Raw genomic sequence first — 14,160 nt, 5'->3', positions numbered from 1 at the left:
TCCTATCCGCGCACGGTCAGCGGACCGTCGAGCCCTTCGGCAGGAAGTCGACCGTCTGGGCCGAGAGGGTGAGGATGGTCGGCCACTTTCCGCCCGCCAGGCGGCGCACGGCCGTCACGGTCGTCACGTGCCGCAGCCGGCCACCGTCGAGGACATAGACGCGATCGCTCTTCGCCGCCTTCACGAAGATCCGCCCCGGGACGCGTGCACCCGACCGGTCCAGCTTCCGGCACGTCGGGCCGTCCAGCGTCGTGGTCGGGAAGCCGCCCGTGGTGCGCACCGGGTGCAGCGTGCCGCCTGCGGCGACGTACGTCGTCGTGCCGCAGGTCGCGAGCAGGCCCAGCGTGCCCTTGTCGGCGTAGCCCGTGAGCACGGTCGGAGCGACCTGCGCGTCCACGCCGCGCCCGAGACCGTACTCGTCGGCGAGGCCCCAGCTGGGGAGGTAGACCAGGCGCCGGTCGGACGTGGGGAGGTAGACCCGCGCGGAGGTGGTGCGCTTCACCCAGCTCCCCGGTGCGAAGCGCATCTCGGCGACCGTGTACTTCTGCTGGGCCGCGGCGGACATGACGGCCGCGTACGGCGCGGACGAGCCCGTGTACGCGGCGACGGCGGCGCTGTCGTAGAGCGGCACGAGCCGCGAGCCGCTGCCGATGACGTGCAGACGGCCGTTCGACGACCGGCGCGCCACGTTCGTCATGGCGGATCCCTTGCCGGCCGACGTGTAGGTCGAGGCAGCCAGGCCGAGCTCGGTGCCGCACGTGCCGCCCCACTGCGCCACCTGCGTGCACGTCGAGAACCGGTGCCGCTTGCCGCCCTGCAGCAGGGCCACCTCGCCGCTGGTCGTGTTGCGGATGAACAGCGACGCGGTGCCCTTCGTCGGGTACGCGGCGGCGGCATCCGACGACACCTCGCGCCATGCGCCGAAGGCTGCCTTGTACTCGGCGAGCGTCGCCGACGTGACGTGGACCTTGCTCGTGCCGTTCAGGAGGTAGATGTCGCGGCTGTCGACGCGGATGAGGCCCTTCATGGCGGCGCGGGTGGGCCCGAACCAGTCGGTGAAGTAGTTGTAGAAGTTGCGGTTGCCGTAGGCCGAGCACGCGTCGCCCGTGCCGTATCCGGCGCGCAGCGCGGCCGCGTTCGGCTGATACGGCGTGTAGTAGTACAGGCTCGCGGTGGCCTTGTTCTTGATCGTGACCGCGCCCGATCCGCAGGACGCGTTCGGGTGGTACTGCACGCGGGAGGACTTCCCCACCGGGAACCAGTTGAACCAGCTGGACGTCGCGTAGACCTGGTACTGCCGCGCCGCCCCGTAGACCTGGTTCTGGAAGCCGTAGTAGCGGGTGTCGCACGCGGCGGTGTCGGGGCACGCCATGCCCATCGCGATCGTGTAGCGCCAATCGCTCGGCCAGGTGTGCGTGACGAGGCCCTGCTCCTTCTGCAGCATCACCAGCAGCACCTGCGGGTTGATGCCGCACGCCTGCGCCACCTTGGCGATGATCGTCGCTGCGCTCTCGTTCGCCGCACCCGCGTACGGCTTGGTGCAGTAGGCGTCTGCCTTCCGCGTGCTCGTGGTCATCCGGAAGTCCTTCAGGCACGTGTAGCCCGACCGGCAGGTCGGCACCTTGCTCTTCAAGAAGGTCTGGATCTGCGCCGCGCTCATCGCACCGCTGTTGTAGAAGACGGCGTCGCTGACGATGTCGCCGGGATCGAACCCGACGAGGCTCACCGCGCGGGCTCGCAGGTCCGCACCCTCCTCCACGACCGCCTCATCGGGGGTGGTGTCGTGCGCGAGCCGGTCCATCTCCTCCGGAGCGAGCTCCTCGGGGGCGGGAGTCGGGGCCGGCGTCGCGGTCGTCTTCGGCGTCGCGGCTGGCGGGGCGGACGGCTTCGGAGTCGGCGCCGCGGTCGGCGTCGGGCGGGGAGAGACGGTCTCGGGCAGCGTGCCCGGTGCGGTGGTGGCGGAGACGACCGGCTCGTCGTCGGGGGTCGTCGCGGCCGCCGCGCTGGCGGCGGAGAGGGATCCGCCGAGGAGGCCGAGGACGACGAGGGCGGAGACGGTCAGGCGTCCGCGCGCGGCGACGGACGCGCGGAGAAGGGGGCGGGCACGCATCAGATCAGTATGTCGGAACGGGACGCGCGCTCCTTGCGCAGGGGTCTCCCGTGCGGCCATGGGAGGATTGACGGGTTGCACCGCACGGATGAGCCGCCGGCTCCCGCGCGGTTGGAGTCGGCCAGAGGGGTTTCAGGCGTCATGAAGTTGAGTGTGATCGGTTGCGGTTATCTGGGTGCGGTGCACGCGGCGGCGATGGCGTCGCTCGGGCACGAGGTCGTCGGGGTGGATGTCGACGCGGCGAAGATCGACAAGCTCGCTGCCGGTGAGACGCCGTTCTTCGAGCCCGGTCTGGGCGAGATCCTCCAGGCGGGCCTGGCGTCGGGTCGGCTGTCGTTCACGACCGACATGTCCGCCGCCGCGGGCGCGAAGGTGCACTTCATCGCCGTGGGCACCCCGCAGCGCAAGGACGGCACCGGCGCGGACATGACCTACGTCAACTCGTCCGTCGAGGCGCTGCTGCCCCACCTCGGCGAGGGCGACCTCGTCGCGGGCAAGTCCACCGTCCCGGTCGGCACCGCCCAGCGCCTGTCCGAGCTCGTCGCGCCCACCGGCGCGCACCTCGCGTGGAACCCCGAGTTCCTCCGCGAGGGCTTCGCGGTGAAGGACACCGTCGAGCCCGACCGGCTCGTGTACGGCGTCTCCGACACCACCGGCGAGACCGACACCGCCACCCTCGACGAGGTGTACGCCACCGCGATCGGCGCGGGCACCCCGCGCCTGGTGACCGGGTACGCGACCGCCGAGCTCGTGAAGGTCGCCGCGAACAGCTTCCTGGCCACGAAGATCAGCTTCATCAACGCCATGGCCGAGATCGCCGAGGCCACCGGCGCCGACGTCACCCAGCTCGCCGACGCGATCGGGCACGACAACCGCATCGGGCGCCGCTTCCTCAACGCCGGCGTCGGCTTCGGCGGCGGGTGCCTGCCCAAGGACATCCGCGCCTTCGCTGCCCGCGCCGAGGAGCTCGGCAAGGGCGAGTCCGTGGCGTTCCTGAAGCAGGTCGACGAGATCAACCTCCGCCGCCGGCAGCGCGTGGTCGACCTCGTCACCCACAGCTTCGACGACCACGTCAACGGCCACCGCGTCGCCGTCCTGGGACTGGCGTTCAAGCCTGACAGCGACGACACCCGCGACTCCCCCGCCCTCGACGTCGCCGTGCGCCTCAAGGGCCTCGGAGCCGACGTCATCGCCTACGACCCCGAGGCCATCCCCAACGCCCGCCGCGCCCACCCGCAGCTCGCGTACGCCGACTCCCTCGACGACGCCCTCCAGGGCGCAGAGACCGTCGTCATCGCCACCGAGTGGAAGGCGTTCCGCGCCCTCGACCCCGTCGAGACCGCGCAGAAGGTCGCCCGCCCCACCATCATCGACGGCCGCAACATCCTCTCCCCCGCCGACTGGCGCGACGCGGGCTGGACCTACCACGGCATGGGCCGCTGACATGACCCCCCGCGTCGCGATCGTCATCCGCACGAAGGATCGGGCCGACCTGCTCGCCCGTGCGGTGCGGAGCATCACGGCGCAGACGCTGACCGACTGGGAGGCGGTGATCGTCAACGACGGAGGCGATCTCGCCCCCGTCGACGCGCTGATCGCCGCACTGCCGGACGCGGACCGCGCCCGGGTGCGCGCGATCCACTCGGAGACGTCGCGCGGGCGCTGGGTCAGCGCGAACGCGGGCGTCCTCGGGACGTCGGCGCCGCTGCTCGTGCTGCACGACGACGACGACACGTGGCATCCCGAATTCCTCGAGCGCGCGGCGACGTATCTCGAGGAGAACCCCGATCGCGGCGGCGTCGTCTCCCGCATCGAGATCGTGTGGGAGACCCTCGAGGGCGACCGGCTCGTGCCGGTGCGCCGGGAGGTCTTCCAGCCGCACCTGCCCGCCCCCACCCTCGCCGACACGCTGCTGTTCAACCGCTACGTGCCGATCGGGTTCGTCTACCGCCGCGCGCTCCACGAGGAGCTGGGGCTGTACGACGACCGCCTGCCCGTGGTGGGCGACTGGGAGTTCAACCTCCGTGTGCTCTCGCGAGGCGCCCTCGAGTACCTCTCCGACCATCCGTACGCCTACTGGCACCAGCGGACCGGAGCCGACGGCAGCGCCGGCAACAGCGTGATCTCCTCGCGCGGCGAGCATGAGAAGCACGACGCGCTCATCCGCGACCGCGCGCTGCGCGAGTACGTCGACGAGAACGGCCTCGGCCTCGTGCTCTATCTCACGAAGTTCATCGACCGCCGCTTCGTCGACGTCGAGAACGGCATCCGCGACGAGGTGCGCCGCGAAGTCGGCCGCTTCAACGTCGTCGCCCGCGGCTACGACAAGCTGCGCAGGCGCCTCGCCCGCTGATCCCGGCGGCGCGCTCGCGCACGACGCCGTCGCTCATGATCAGCGCCGTCGCTCGCGGACAGTGTGCGCCGCACGCGGTCTCGGAGCGAACGCGCTGGCGAGGAGCGAGGGCGCTGTCCGGGCACGGAGGGCCGGCGTCGGAGCGAACGAACGGCATCGGAGCCGGTGCCCGCTGCGGGATCAGAGGCACGGTCCGAGGTCGGCTGCGTCCGTGCGGACAGCGCGCCGACACCGCCCGCGGGCTCGCAGGCGTCGCGAACGCTCGCGCGCAGCCCCGTCCACGCGCTCAGCACGCTCGCGCATACCGTGATCGCTCCCGGGCAGCGCCGCCGCTCCGCGACAGCACGCGTTGCACGCGGTGCCGGAGCCCACACGCGGTGCCCGAGCCCGCACGCGGTGCCCGAGCCCGCACGCGGTGCCCGAGCCCGCACGCGGTGCCCGAGCCCGCACGCGGTGCCGAAGCGAGCGCCCCTGCGCGTGTGTGCGCTGCGGGTGTGCCCCGTTCCCGCACCCGGGCTCAGTGGGGGGTGGTGCGAACGAGCTCGACGGCCTCCTCGATGGGGCCGTCGAAGAGCACCTTGTGCTCGTGGATGAAGATGCCGCGCGAGCACAGGCGCTTCACGGTGCCCATGTCGTGGCTGACGACGAGCATCGTGACGCCCTTCGCCGTGAGCTCCTCGATCTTCGCGTAGCACTTCTGCCGGAACGGCGCGTCACCCACCGACAGCACCTCGTCGACGAGCAGCACGTCGAGGTCGACGTGGATGGCCACGGCGAACGCCAGGCGCATGAACATGCCCGAGGAGTAGTGCTTCACCTCGGTGTCGATGAAGTCGCCGATCTCGCTGAAGGCGACGATGTCGTCGAAGCGCGCCTCGATCTCCTCCTGCTTCATGCCGAGGATGGCCGCGTTCAGGTACACGTTCTCGCGCCCCGAGAGGTCGGGGTGGAAGCCCGCGCCGACCTCGATGAGGCCCGCGACGCGGCCGCGCGTGAAGACGCGCCCCTCGTCGGGCTCGAGGACGCCGGACACGAGCTTCAGGGTCGTGGACTTGCCGGACCCGTTGAACCCGAGGACGGCAACCGACTCGCCCTCGCCGATCTGGAAGCTGACGTCGTCGAGCGCGGTGAAGACGTCGCTGCGCACCTTCTTGCGCTGGATCCACCCGATGAACGCCTCCTTGAAGGAGTGCGTGTTCCGCTTGAGGAACATCTTCGACACGTGGTCGATGACGATGGCCGGCTTCGTGGCCGACGTGACGGTGAGGGTGTTCGACATCACAGGTCCTGGGCGAAGGTGCGCTCGAAGCGGCGGAACGTGAACTGGCCGATGATGAGGATGACGGCGCACATCACGACGGCCACGGTGAGGTACACGGTGAAGTGCGGCGGGAAGCCGTGCGGCTGCTCGACGGCGTCGACGGGCACGGTCGGCTCCCAGAACGTCCAGTGGAACAGCTCCACGGCGATCGTCACGGGGTTCGACATGTAGAGGTGCAGGACCCAGCCGCTGGCCTTCTCCGCCACGAGGGTCCAGGCGTACAGCACCGGCGAGGCCCACGTGGACACCATGCGGATGATCTCGACGAAGTTCTGCGCGTCGCGGTAGCGCACGTTGATCCCGGCGAAGAAGAGACCGAGCCCCAGCGCGAGAGCGGCGATCAGGGCCATCCCCAGGAGCATCGCGCCGATGCCCGCGAACGTGGGAAGCCATCCGTAGAGCAGGGCGACGACGAGCAGGATGGCCAGCTGCGGCAGGAAGTGGATGAACGCGACCGTGACGGCGGAGATGGGGAAGAGCTCCCGCGGCAGGTAGATCTTCTTCACCAGCGCGCGGTTGTCGACGATCGCGGTCGTGGAGTTGCCGAACGCCTCGTTGAAGAAGTTCACCGCGACCAGCCCGGCGAACAGGTAGATCGGGAAGTTCGTGATGCCGCGGTTGCCGTTGAAGATGTACCCCACGACGAGGAAGTACATGAGGAACTGGATGCCGGGCTTGACATACGACCAGGTCCAGCCGAGCACCGAGTTGCGGTAGCGGGTCGCCGTGCCCTTGCGCACGAGGAGGCGCAGGAGGTAGCGCCAGCGGAAGACATCGGCGAGGCCGCGGCCCCGGCCGGGGACGTCGTATTCCGAGAGATCGATCGTCGTCACTGCTGCGCGCCCTGCCTCGTCAATCGGGAAAAAGCCACACGCGATCCTATCGCCGCGCCCCCGGGCAACCTGGAGGCCAGCCCCGAAGCGGGAGGTCACAGCTCGGCGTGCAGCTGCCACACCTTCTCGGCCGCGCCGTGCCAGGAGAACGCCCGCGAGCGGTCCCGCGCGCGCAGCCCGAGCGACATCGGGTCGCCCGCGAGCGCCGCGACAAGCGCGTCGGCCATCTCGTCGGCGCGCACCACGGCGCCGCCGTCGAGCACCACCTCGCGGTGGCCGTCGGCGTCGATCGCGATGACGGGGGTGCCGAGGGTCATGGCCTCGACGACGCGCCACGGCCACACCGCCCGTGTCGAACCGGCGAGGAACGCGCCGGCCGCTCCGAGGACCGCCGCACGGTCGCCGCGGTCCAGGGAGCCGTGCGGATGGACGCGCTCCGCCCCGAGGCCGGCCTCCTCCGCGATCGCGCGGACCGACGCGACATGCCGTTCCGGCACATCCAGCACCACGACGTCCGACCCGGCAGCGCGCGCGGCCGCGAACACCCGGGCGAGGCCATCCGACGGCGCCGCCGTGCCGGCCGCCGCCACGAACGCGGGCGGCAGCCCGAGGTCGCGCCGACGCGCCTCGGCGTCGGTCGGCAGCGCGAACCCCTCCGGCGGTGCGCCGGCGATGACGCGGACGCGGCCGCGCAGAGCGGCGATGGCGTCCAGGCGCTCGGCGACGGAGTGCGTGGGCACCACGACGGCGTCCGCGTGCTTCTGCGCGCGGCGCAGCAGCGCCTGCTCGAGGGCGGCCGCCCCGCGCGGCAGCTCCTCCGGCGCCTCCCAGGCGCGCAGGTCCCAGACGGTGACGGCGGTCTGCGCCGCCGGGCGCTCGTGGCGCACGAGCGGCGCGAGCAGCGTCGGAGAGTGGATGAGACCGTCCTCCGGCGCCATCCCCATCCGCCATGCCGCGGCGAGCTCGCGCCGCCCGCGCGCCAGGCGCTTCTCGGCGGCGATCCCCGGCACGTCCAGCGGCGCACCGGCGGGCGCGATCGCGTCGACCACGCAACCGGCGGGGGCGGCCTCGACCAGCAGTCGCGCGAGGTCCCGCGAGGCGGCGGCGAGGTCGGGATCGACGGGCGCTGCGAGCTGATCCAGGACGACCCGCAGGCGCACGGTCATCCGGCGCTCGAGCCCGGGTGGAGCACCCCCTGCAGGTACGCGTGGATCGCGTCGAAGTCGGGGTCGTCCTGGTCGACGGCGACGGGGCCCTCGGGGGTGAGCTCGACGGATGTCATGGGCTGGCTCTTCGCCTGGACGGCCAGATCCAGGAAGGTCGGCAGCAGCGACTGCGGGATGTCGGTCTCGACGATCGCGGTGCCCGCGCGGGCCACGTCCTGGAAGCGCATGACGACGTTCTCCGGCGTGAACTGCGCGAGGATCGCCTCCTGCAGCTGGCGCTGGCGCTGCATGCGGTCCCAGTCGCTCGTCGTGTAGCGCGAGCGGGCGTACCACTGGGCGGTGTCGCCGTCCATGTGCTGGGCGCCCGGCTCGATCCATCCGCTCGCCCAGTCCTCGGCGGGCTGCCCCTCGTACGCGGGGCCGCCGCCCTCGGGCAGGCGCTGGGCCACCTCGATGTCGACGCCGCCGAGCGCGTCGACGAGCGCGGCGAATCCGTTCATGTCGATGAAGGCGTAGTACGGGATCTCGAGGCCGGTGACGCCCTCGGCCGCGTCCTTCGTGGCCTCCACGCCCGGCTCGGATCCGTGCTTCGCGGCGTCGGGATACAGCGCCGCGCCCTGGTCGTCGCGGCAGATCTGCGCGGCCTGGCGGATGTGGTTCATCCAGTCGTCCCAGCCGCACTCCGCGTCGGCGTGCCCCTCGAACCCGGTCGGGTACAGCGCCGCCATGGGGCTGCCCTCGCTGAACGGAGCCCCGCCGAGCTCGCGGGGGATGCCGGTGATCGTCACGGCGCCGGTCGTCGCCTCGATGGAGACGACCGAGATGCTGTCGAAGCGCATGGAGTCGCGGCCGTCGCCGGAGTCCGCGCCCAGCAGCAGGATGTTGTAGTACCCGTCGCTCGGCGGCACGACGGGCGCGCTGGCGGCGAAGATCGACCCGAAGGCGCTGGAGGCCGCGATGAGCCGCGGCGCCGCGTAGGCCACGGATCCGCCGGTCAGCACCATGAGCGCGATGCTGAGCAGGGCGATGCCGAAGCGCGCGGGGCTCGTGGTGCGGACGAGCCGCACGAGCCGCAGCGTGTCGATCGCGAGGATCAGCCACAGCACGCCGTAGCCGACCACGAGCACGGCGAGGCCGATGAGCACGTAGGTGTTCAGCAGCACCGTCAGGAAGCCATCCCGCCACAGCAGGAACGCGAGCGCCGCCACGACGGCGACCACCCACGACGTGAGCGTCGCGCCGAGGCCGAATCGGCCGAGCCGCCTGCTGCCGGCGAGAACCTGCGCGGAGCCGGGGATCGCCCATCCGAGGAGGACGAGCCACCAGCCGCGCCGCGTCATCAGGGCGGCGTTCGCCGGGTCGGGATGCCGCATCGGGCGCGTGAGGGCGACGGCGCTCGGCTTCGAGATCCGCGCGCGAGGGGGCGCCGCTGCGGCAACGGTCACAGAGAGTCCTTCAGCCGGGTGTTCTTCTCCTCGACCTGGCGCTCCAGATCGCGCGCGTACTGCTCGACGGCGTCCGCCACGGCCGGGTCGGACGCGCCGAGGATGCGGGCGGCGAGGAGGCCCGCGTTCTTGGCACCGTTGATCGAGACCGTGGCGACGGGGATGCCGGCGGGCATCTGCACGATGGAGAGCAGCGAGTCGAGGCCCTCGAGGGTCTTCAGCTGCACCGGGACGCCGATGACCGGCAGCGCGGTGAGGGAGGCGAGCATGCCGGGGAGGTGGGCCGCGCCGCCGGCGCCGGCGATGATCGCCTTCAGCCCGCGACCGCGCGCCTCGCGCCCGTAGCGGACGAGCTTGTCGACCGTGCGGTGGGCGGAGACGACCTCCACCTCGTGCGCGATGCCGAACTCCGACAGCGCGTTCGAGGCGTCGACCATGACGCGCCAATCGGAGTCGGAGCCCATGACGACGCCGACGAGGGGCGCTTCGGTCGTGTTCAGCACCAGACAAGGGTAGGGGGAGAGCCTGGATTTCGCCCAGAGGACGCCGCAGGGTCGCCCGCCCCGTCGCCCGCACTAGGGTCGTTGCGTGATGTGGGAGCGAGCGCGGGCGGTGGCGGGGCGGATGACCGAGGTCGCGCAGACGGGGTCAACCAACGCCGATCTCGCCGCGGCGATCGCGCGCGGCGAGGAGTGGCCGCACCTCGGCGCGCTGCTCACCCACGACCAGCGCGCGGGCCGCGGGCGCCTCGACCGCCGCTGGGTGGCGCCCGCCGGAGCGGCGCTCGCGCTGTCCGTCGTGGTGCGGGTCCCCCGGCTTCCCCTCGCCGCGCGGGGATGGATCCCGCTCGTGGCGGGCGTCGCGATGCGCGACGCGGTCGCCGCACAGATCCCCGCCGAGCGGGTGGGGCTCAAGTGGCCGAACGACGTGCTCGTCGGGCCGGACCTGCGGAAGATCTGCGGCGTGCTCGCGGAGGGCACCGCGGCCCCCGACGCCGTGATCGTGGGCACGGGCGTCAACACCCGGCTCGACCCGGCGGACCTGCCGGTCGAGACCGCGACGTCGTTCCCCGCGCTGGGTCTCGCGTGCGACGAGGACGCCCTGGTCGCCGACTACCTGACCGGCCTCGACGCACTGCTGGATGGCCTCGCTCGCGCGGGCGGCGACGCCGCCGCGTCGGGCGCCCATGCCGCGGTGACGGCCGCCTGCCTCACGCTCGATCGCGACGTGTCGGTCGCGCTGCCCGACGGCAGCACCCTGCGCGGACGCGCGGCCGCCATCGCACCCGACGGGCGCCTCGTCGTGGAGTCGGGTGGCGCGCGCGTCGCCGTCTCGGCGGGCGACGTCGTGCACGTGCGCTGACCCGGCACATCCCGCAGGAGATCCGAGCGCCGCCCGCCCGGCCGGCCCCGGCCATCCGCCCCGCCGCCGACGGCGGCCGCCATCGTGCCCGCCGATCTCCTGCGCAGTGTCCCGCCCGGCGCGGCATGCGCGAGCGTCGGCGGGGTCGCGGACAATGGGGGCATGAGCACGCCTGGACTCGCGGGACGCCCCGCCACTCCCCCGGCCGCGCCCGCGCCGGAGCTCGTCATCGCGCGCATGCACGGGCACGCGCGGCGGCTGGTCTGGTCGGCGCTCCTCCTCGTCGCGACCGCGGGCGCCGTCGCCTACTTCTACGACAACCTCGCGCTGCCGTGGGAGAACTGGATGCTCCTCTGCGCGGCGGGCGTCGTCGTCCTCGTGGGCACGGTCCTGCCGCTCGCGCGCTGGCTCACTCGCACCTACACCGTCACCACGCGGCGCGTGAGCGTGAAGCACGGCTTCCTCTCGCGCAGCAAGCGCGACCTCTTCCACGCCGGCGGCTACGGCATCCGGCTCCGCCGCGGCCCGCTGCAGCGGCTGTGGGGCGCGGGCACGATCACGCTCTCCGACGGCACGTCGCCGCCGCTCGTGCTGCACGACGTGCCCGATGCGGGGCTGGTGCACGAGGTGCTCGCAGACCAGGTGGAGATGAGCCAGATCCAGGCGCACCGCGATTCGCAGGGCTTCTCGTTCGGCCATCAGCTGCCCCCGGCCTGAGCGGACCCCGGCGCCGCGATGCGCCAAGATGGACGCATGACGATGCGTGTGGGTGTGATCGGCGGCGGCCAGCTGGCTCGGATGATGATCGCTCCGGCGGTCGAGCTCGGGATCGAGATCCGGGTGCTGGCGGAGGCGGACGGCATGTCGGCCGCGCTCGCGCAGGCCGCGGTCGGCGACTACCGGGACGTCGAGACCGTGCGCGCATTCGCGCAGGACGTCGACGTCATCACGTTCGACCACGAGCACGTGCCGCAGGACGTGCTGCGGGCGCTCGTCGACGACGGCGTCGCCGTGCACCCCGGCCCCGACGCGCTGCGCTTCGCGCAGGACAAGCTCGTGATGCGCCGCCGACTGGCCGAGCTCGGCGCGCCGCAGCCCGACTGGGCGGCGGTCTCGCGCACGGAGGAGCTGCAGGCGTTCCTCGACGACCACGGCGGCCGGGCGGTCGTGAAGACCCCGCGCGGCGGCTACGACGGCAAGGGCGTGAAGGTGGTGTCCGACCCCGCAGAGGTCGCCGACTGGTTCGCCGACTTCGACGGCGAGGCGCTGCTCGTCGAGGAGCTCGTCGACTTCCGTCGCGAGCTCGCGCAGCAGATCGCGCGCCGGCCGAGCGGCGAGATGGTCGCCTACCCCGTGGTGGAGACCGTGCAGCGCGGCGGGGTGTGCGCGGAGGTCCTCGCCCCCGCACCCGACGCCAGCGAGAAGCTCCTCGAGGTCGCCGCGCGCCTGGGCGCCTCGATCGCCGACGGGCTCGGCGTGACGGGCATGCTGGCCGTGGAGCTGTTCGAGACCACGGATGACCGGATCCTCGTCAACGAGCTCGCCATGCGTCCGCACAACAGCGGTCACTGGAGTCAGGACGGCGCGGTCACGAGCCAGTTCGAGCAGCACCTGCGCGCGGTGCTCGATCTGCCCCTCGGCGCGGTCGACGTCACCGCCGGCGCCGTCGTGATGGTGAACATCCTGGGCGGGCCCCAGGGCGAGCAGCTCACCGACCGCTTCGCCGCCGCGATGGCCGCGCACCCGCTCGCGAAGATCCACACCTACGGCAAGGAGCCGCGCCCCGGCCGCAAGGTGGGCCACGTGAACGTCACCTCCGACGAGCTCGACGACGCGGTCTACGAGGCCAGGGCCGCCGCCGCGTTCTTCGACACGCCCGTCGCGGGCTGAGCCCCGGCGGAGGAAGCCCACACAGCATCACCGCTGGCGTTGTGTGCGCCCTCCAACTGCTTCGCCGCGCCCACGGATAGGGTGGAACGCGTGACGGAACCGGACATGTCCACGACCCAGGGCAAGATCGCCGACCTGCGCGCCCGCTACGACGAGGCCGTCGTGCAGGCCGAGGTCAAGGCGCAGGAGAAGCAGCACGCCAAGAACAAGCTCACCGCGCGCGAGCGCATCGAGCTGCTCGTCGACCACGGCTCGTTCGTCGAGTTCGACGAGTACGTGCGGCACCGCACCACCGCCTTCGGCATGGATCGCTCCCGCCCCTACGGCGACTCCGTCGTGACCGGCGTGGGCACCATCCACGGCCGCACGGTCGCCGTGTACGCGCAGGACTTCTCCACCTTCGGCGGATCGCTCGGCGAGGTCGCCGGCGACAAGATCATCAAGATCATGGAGTTCGCCCTGCGCGGCGGCATGCCCATCATCGGCATCCTCGACTCCGGCGGCGCACGCATCCAGGAGGGCGTGGTCGCGCTCGGGAAGTACGGCGAGATCTTCCGCCTCAACACCGCGGCCTCCGGCGTCATCCCGCAGATCTCGATCATCATGGGCCCGGCGGCGGGCGGCGCCGTCTACTCGCCCGCCCTCACCGACTTCGTCATCATGGTCGACAAGACCAGCCAGATGTTCGTCACCGGCCCCGACGTCATCAAGACGGTCACCGGCGAGGACGTCGGCATGGAGGAGCTCGGCGGCGCGCACACCCACAACACGCGCTCCGGCGTCGCGCACTACCTGGCCGAGGACGAGGACGACGCCCTCGACTACGCGCGCACGCTCCTGGGCTTCCTGCCCGACAACAACATGGCAGACGCCCCGACGTACGAGTCGGCGTTCGAGTTCGAGACCACCGACGCCGACCGCCAGCTCAACACGCTGGTGCCGGATTCGCCGAACCAGCCGTACGACATCCACGAGGTCATCGCGCGCACCGTCGACGACGGCGAGTTCCTCGAGGTGCAGCCGCTGTTCGCCCCCAACATCGTCATCGGATTCGGCCGGATCGAGGGGCGCACGGTGGGCATCATCGCCAACCAGCCCTCGCAGATGGCGGGCACGCTGAACATCGAGGCGGGCGAGAAGGCCTCCCGCTTCGTGCGGTTCTGCGACGCGTTCTCCATCCCGATCGTCACCCTCGTCGACGTGCCCGGCTACCTGCCCGGCACCGACCAGGAGTGGACCGGCGTCATCCGCCGCGGCGCGAAGCTGCTCTACGCGTACGCGGAGGCGACGGTCCCGCTCGTCACCGTCATCCTGCGGAAGGCCTACGGCGGCGCGTACATCGTCATGGGCTCGAAGCAGCTCGGCGCCGACATCAACCTCGCGTGGCCGACGGCCGAGATCGCGGTGATGGGCGGTCAGGGCGCGGTGAACATCCTCTACCGCGGCGAGCTGCGGAAGGCGGAGGAGGCCGGTGAGGACGTCGCGGCCGTGCGCACCCGCCTCGCGAACGAGTACACGTACAACGTGGCGAGCCCGTTCCTCGCGGCCGAGCGCGGCGAGCTCGACGGCATCATCGAACCCGCCGCCACGCGCGTGTCGATCGCGAAGGCGCTGCGGGCGCTCCGCGGCAAGCGCGCCGAGCTGCCGCCGAAGAAGCACGGGAACATCCCGCTCTAGCGG

At 72.0% G+C, this 14,160-nt stretch carries 12 protein-coding genes; 6 read left to right on the top strand and 6 right to left on the bottom strand.

Annotated elements, in window-relative coordinates; genetic code table 11:
• Nucleotides 1-16: 16 nt before the first annotated feature.
• Complete coding sequence (locus D7D94_RS00270; RefSeq protein WP_156240687.1) at nt 17-2,110, bottom strand: hypothetical protein; 2,094 nt, start codon at nt 2,108-2,110, stop codon at nt 17-19.
• Between the two features lie 141 nt (nt 2,111-2,251).
• On the opposite strand from D7D94_RS00270, the gene D7D94_RS00265 reads away from it, so the two are divergent.
• Together D7D94_RS00265 and D7D94_RS00260 are read left to right on the top strand one after the other, a co-directional pair.
• Nucleotides 2,252-3,553: a UDP-glucose dehydrogenase family protein gene (locus D7D94_RS00265; protein WP_156240686.1), complete on the top strand. Its 1,302-nt coding sequence runs from the start codon at nt 2,252-2,254 to the stop codon at nt 3,551-3,553.
• Between the two features lies 1 nt (nt 3,554).
• Complete coding sequence (locus D7D94_RS00260; RefSeq protein WP_156240685.1) at nt 3,555-4,463, top strand: glycosyltransferase family 2 protein; 909 nt, start codon at nt 3,555-3,557, stop codon at nt 4,461-4,463.
• A gap of 517 nt (nt 4,464-4,980) precedes the next feature.
• Here the strand turns inward: D7D94_RS00260 and D7D94_RS00255 are convergent.
• The 5 genes from D7D94_RS00255 to purE all read right to left on the bottom strand — a co-directional run bounded on the left by D7D94_RS00255 (nt 4,981) and on the right by purE (nt 9,692).
• Nucleotides 4,981-5,742, bottom strand: coding sequence for an ABC transporter ATP-binding protein (locus tag D7D94_RS00255; RefSeq protein WP_156240684.1), 762 nt, complete (start codon nt 5,740-5,742; stop codon nt 4,981-4,983).
• Nucleotides 5,742-6,617 (bottom strand): ABC transporter permease, encoded by an 876-nt coding sequence (locus tag D7D94_RS00250; protein WP_246171819.1) that lies wholly within the window; start codon nt 6,615-6,617, stop codon nt 5,742-5,744. The genes D7D94_RS00255 and D7D94_RS00250 overlap by 1 nt, the downstream gene beginning before the upstream one ends.
• A 95-nt stretch (nt 6,618-6,712) precedes the next feature.
• Complete coding sequence (locus D7D94_RS00245; RefSeq protein WP_156240683.1) at nt 6,713-7,783, bottom strand: glycosyltransferase; 1,071 nt, start codon at nt 7,781-7,783, stop codon at nt 6,713-6,715.
• A complete protein-coding gene (locus D7D94_RS00240; protein ID WP_246171818.1) occupies nt 7,780-9,228 on the bottom strand; it encodes an LCP family protein in 1,449 nt (482 codons plus the stop codon). The genes D7D94_RS00245 and D7D94_RS00240 overlap by 4 nt, the downstream gene beginning before the upstream one ends.
• The gene (purE, locus tag D7D94_RS00235; RefSeq protein WP_156243227.1) at nt 9,225-9,692 is read right to left on the bottom strand and encodes a 5-(carboxyamino)imidazole ribonucleotide mutase; all 468 of its coding nucleotides are present in this window, start codon (nt 9,690-9,692) and stop codon (nt 9,225-9,227) included. Before purE ends, D7D94_RS00240 begins: the two co-directional genes overlap by 4 nt.
• Nucleotides 9,693-9,819: 127 nt before the next feature.
• On the opposite strand from purE, the gene D7D94_RS00230 reads away from it, so the two are divergent.
• The 4 genes from D7D94_RS00230 to D7D94_RS00215 all read left to right on the top strand — a co-directional run bounded on the left by D7D94_RS00230 (nt 9,820) and on the right by D7D94_RS00215 (nt 14,157).
• Entirely contained in the window at nt 9,820-10,590 is a 771-nt protein-coding gene (locus tag D7D94_RS00230; RefSeq protein ID WP_156243226.1) for a biotin--[acetyl-CoA-carboxylase] ligase, read from the top strand.
• A gap of 162 nt (nt 10,591-10,752) precedes the next feature.
• Nucleotides 10,753-11,307, top strand: coding sequence for a PH domain-containing protein (locus D7D94_RS00225; RefSeq protein ID WP_156240682.1), 555 nt, complete (start codon nt 10,753-10,755; stop codon nt 11,305-11,307).
• A gap of 36 nt (nt 11,308-11,343) precedes the next feature.
• On the top strand, nt 11,344-12,480 hold the full coding sequence (locus D7D94_RS00220) for a 5-(carboxyamino)imidazole ribonucleotide synthase (protein WP_156240681.1): 1,137 nt from the start codon (nt 11,344-11,346) through the stop codon (nt 12,478-12,480).
• A gap of 105 nt (nt 12,481-12,585) precedes the next feature.
• Nucleotides 12,586-14,157 (top strand): acyl-CoA carboxylase subunit beta, encoded by a 1,572-nt coding sequence (locus D7D94_RS00215; protein WP_156240680.1) that lies wholly within the window; start codon nt 12,586-12,588, stop codon nt 14,155-14,157.
• Nucleotides 14,158-14,160: the final 3 nt, after the last annotated feature.

Source organism: Microbacterium oryzae (assembly GCF_009735645.1).
Taxonomy (GTDB): Bacteria; Actinomycetota; Actinomycetes; order Actinomycetales; family Microbacteriaceae; genus Microbacterium; species Microbacterium oryzae.
This window is presented reverse-complemented; position numbering and strand designations above follow the sequence as displayed.

Coding starts and splice junctions, on each gene's coding strand:
- D7D94_RS00260 (WP_156240685.1), top strand. CDS start 3,555: ATGACCCCCCGCGTCGCGATCGTCATCCGCACGAAGGATCGGGCCGAC.
- D7D94_RS00265 (WP_156240686.1), top strand. CDS start 2,252: ATGAAGTTGAGTGTGATCGGTTGCGGTTATCTGGGTGCGGTGCACGCG.
- D7D94_RS00215 (WP_156240680.1), top strand. CDS start 12,586: ATGTCCACGACCCAGGGCAAGATCGCCGACCTGCGCGCCCGCTACGAC.
- D7D94_RS00220 (WP_156240681.1), top strand. CDS start 11,344: ATGACGATGCGTGTGGGTGTGATCGGCGGCGGCCAGCTGGCTCGGATG.
- D7D94_RS00230 (WP_156243226.1), top strand. CDS start 9,820: ATGTGGGAGCGAGCGCGGGCGGTGGCGGGGCGGATGACCGAGGTCGCG.
- D7D94_RS00225 (WP_156240682.1), top strand. CDS start 10,753: ATGAGCACGCCTGGACTCGCGGGACGCCCCGCCACTCCCCCGGCCGCG.
- D7D94_RS00255 (WP_156240684.1), bottom strand. CDS start 5,742: ATGTCGAACACCCTCACCGTCACGTCGGCCACGAAGCCGGCCATCGTC.
- D7D94_RS00270 (WP_156240687.1), bottom strand. CDS start 2,110: ATGCGTGCCCGCCCCCTTCTCCGCGCGTCCGTCGCCGCGCGCGGACGC.
- purE (WP_156243227.1), bottom strand. CDS start 9,692: ATGGGCTCCGACTCCGATTGGCGCGTCATGGTCGACGCCTCGAACGCG.
- D7D94_RS00245 (WP_156240683.1), bottom strand. CDS start 7,783: ATGACCGTGCGCCTGCGGGTCGTCCTGGATCAGCTCGCAGCGCCCGTC.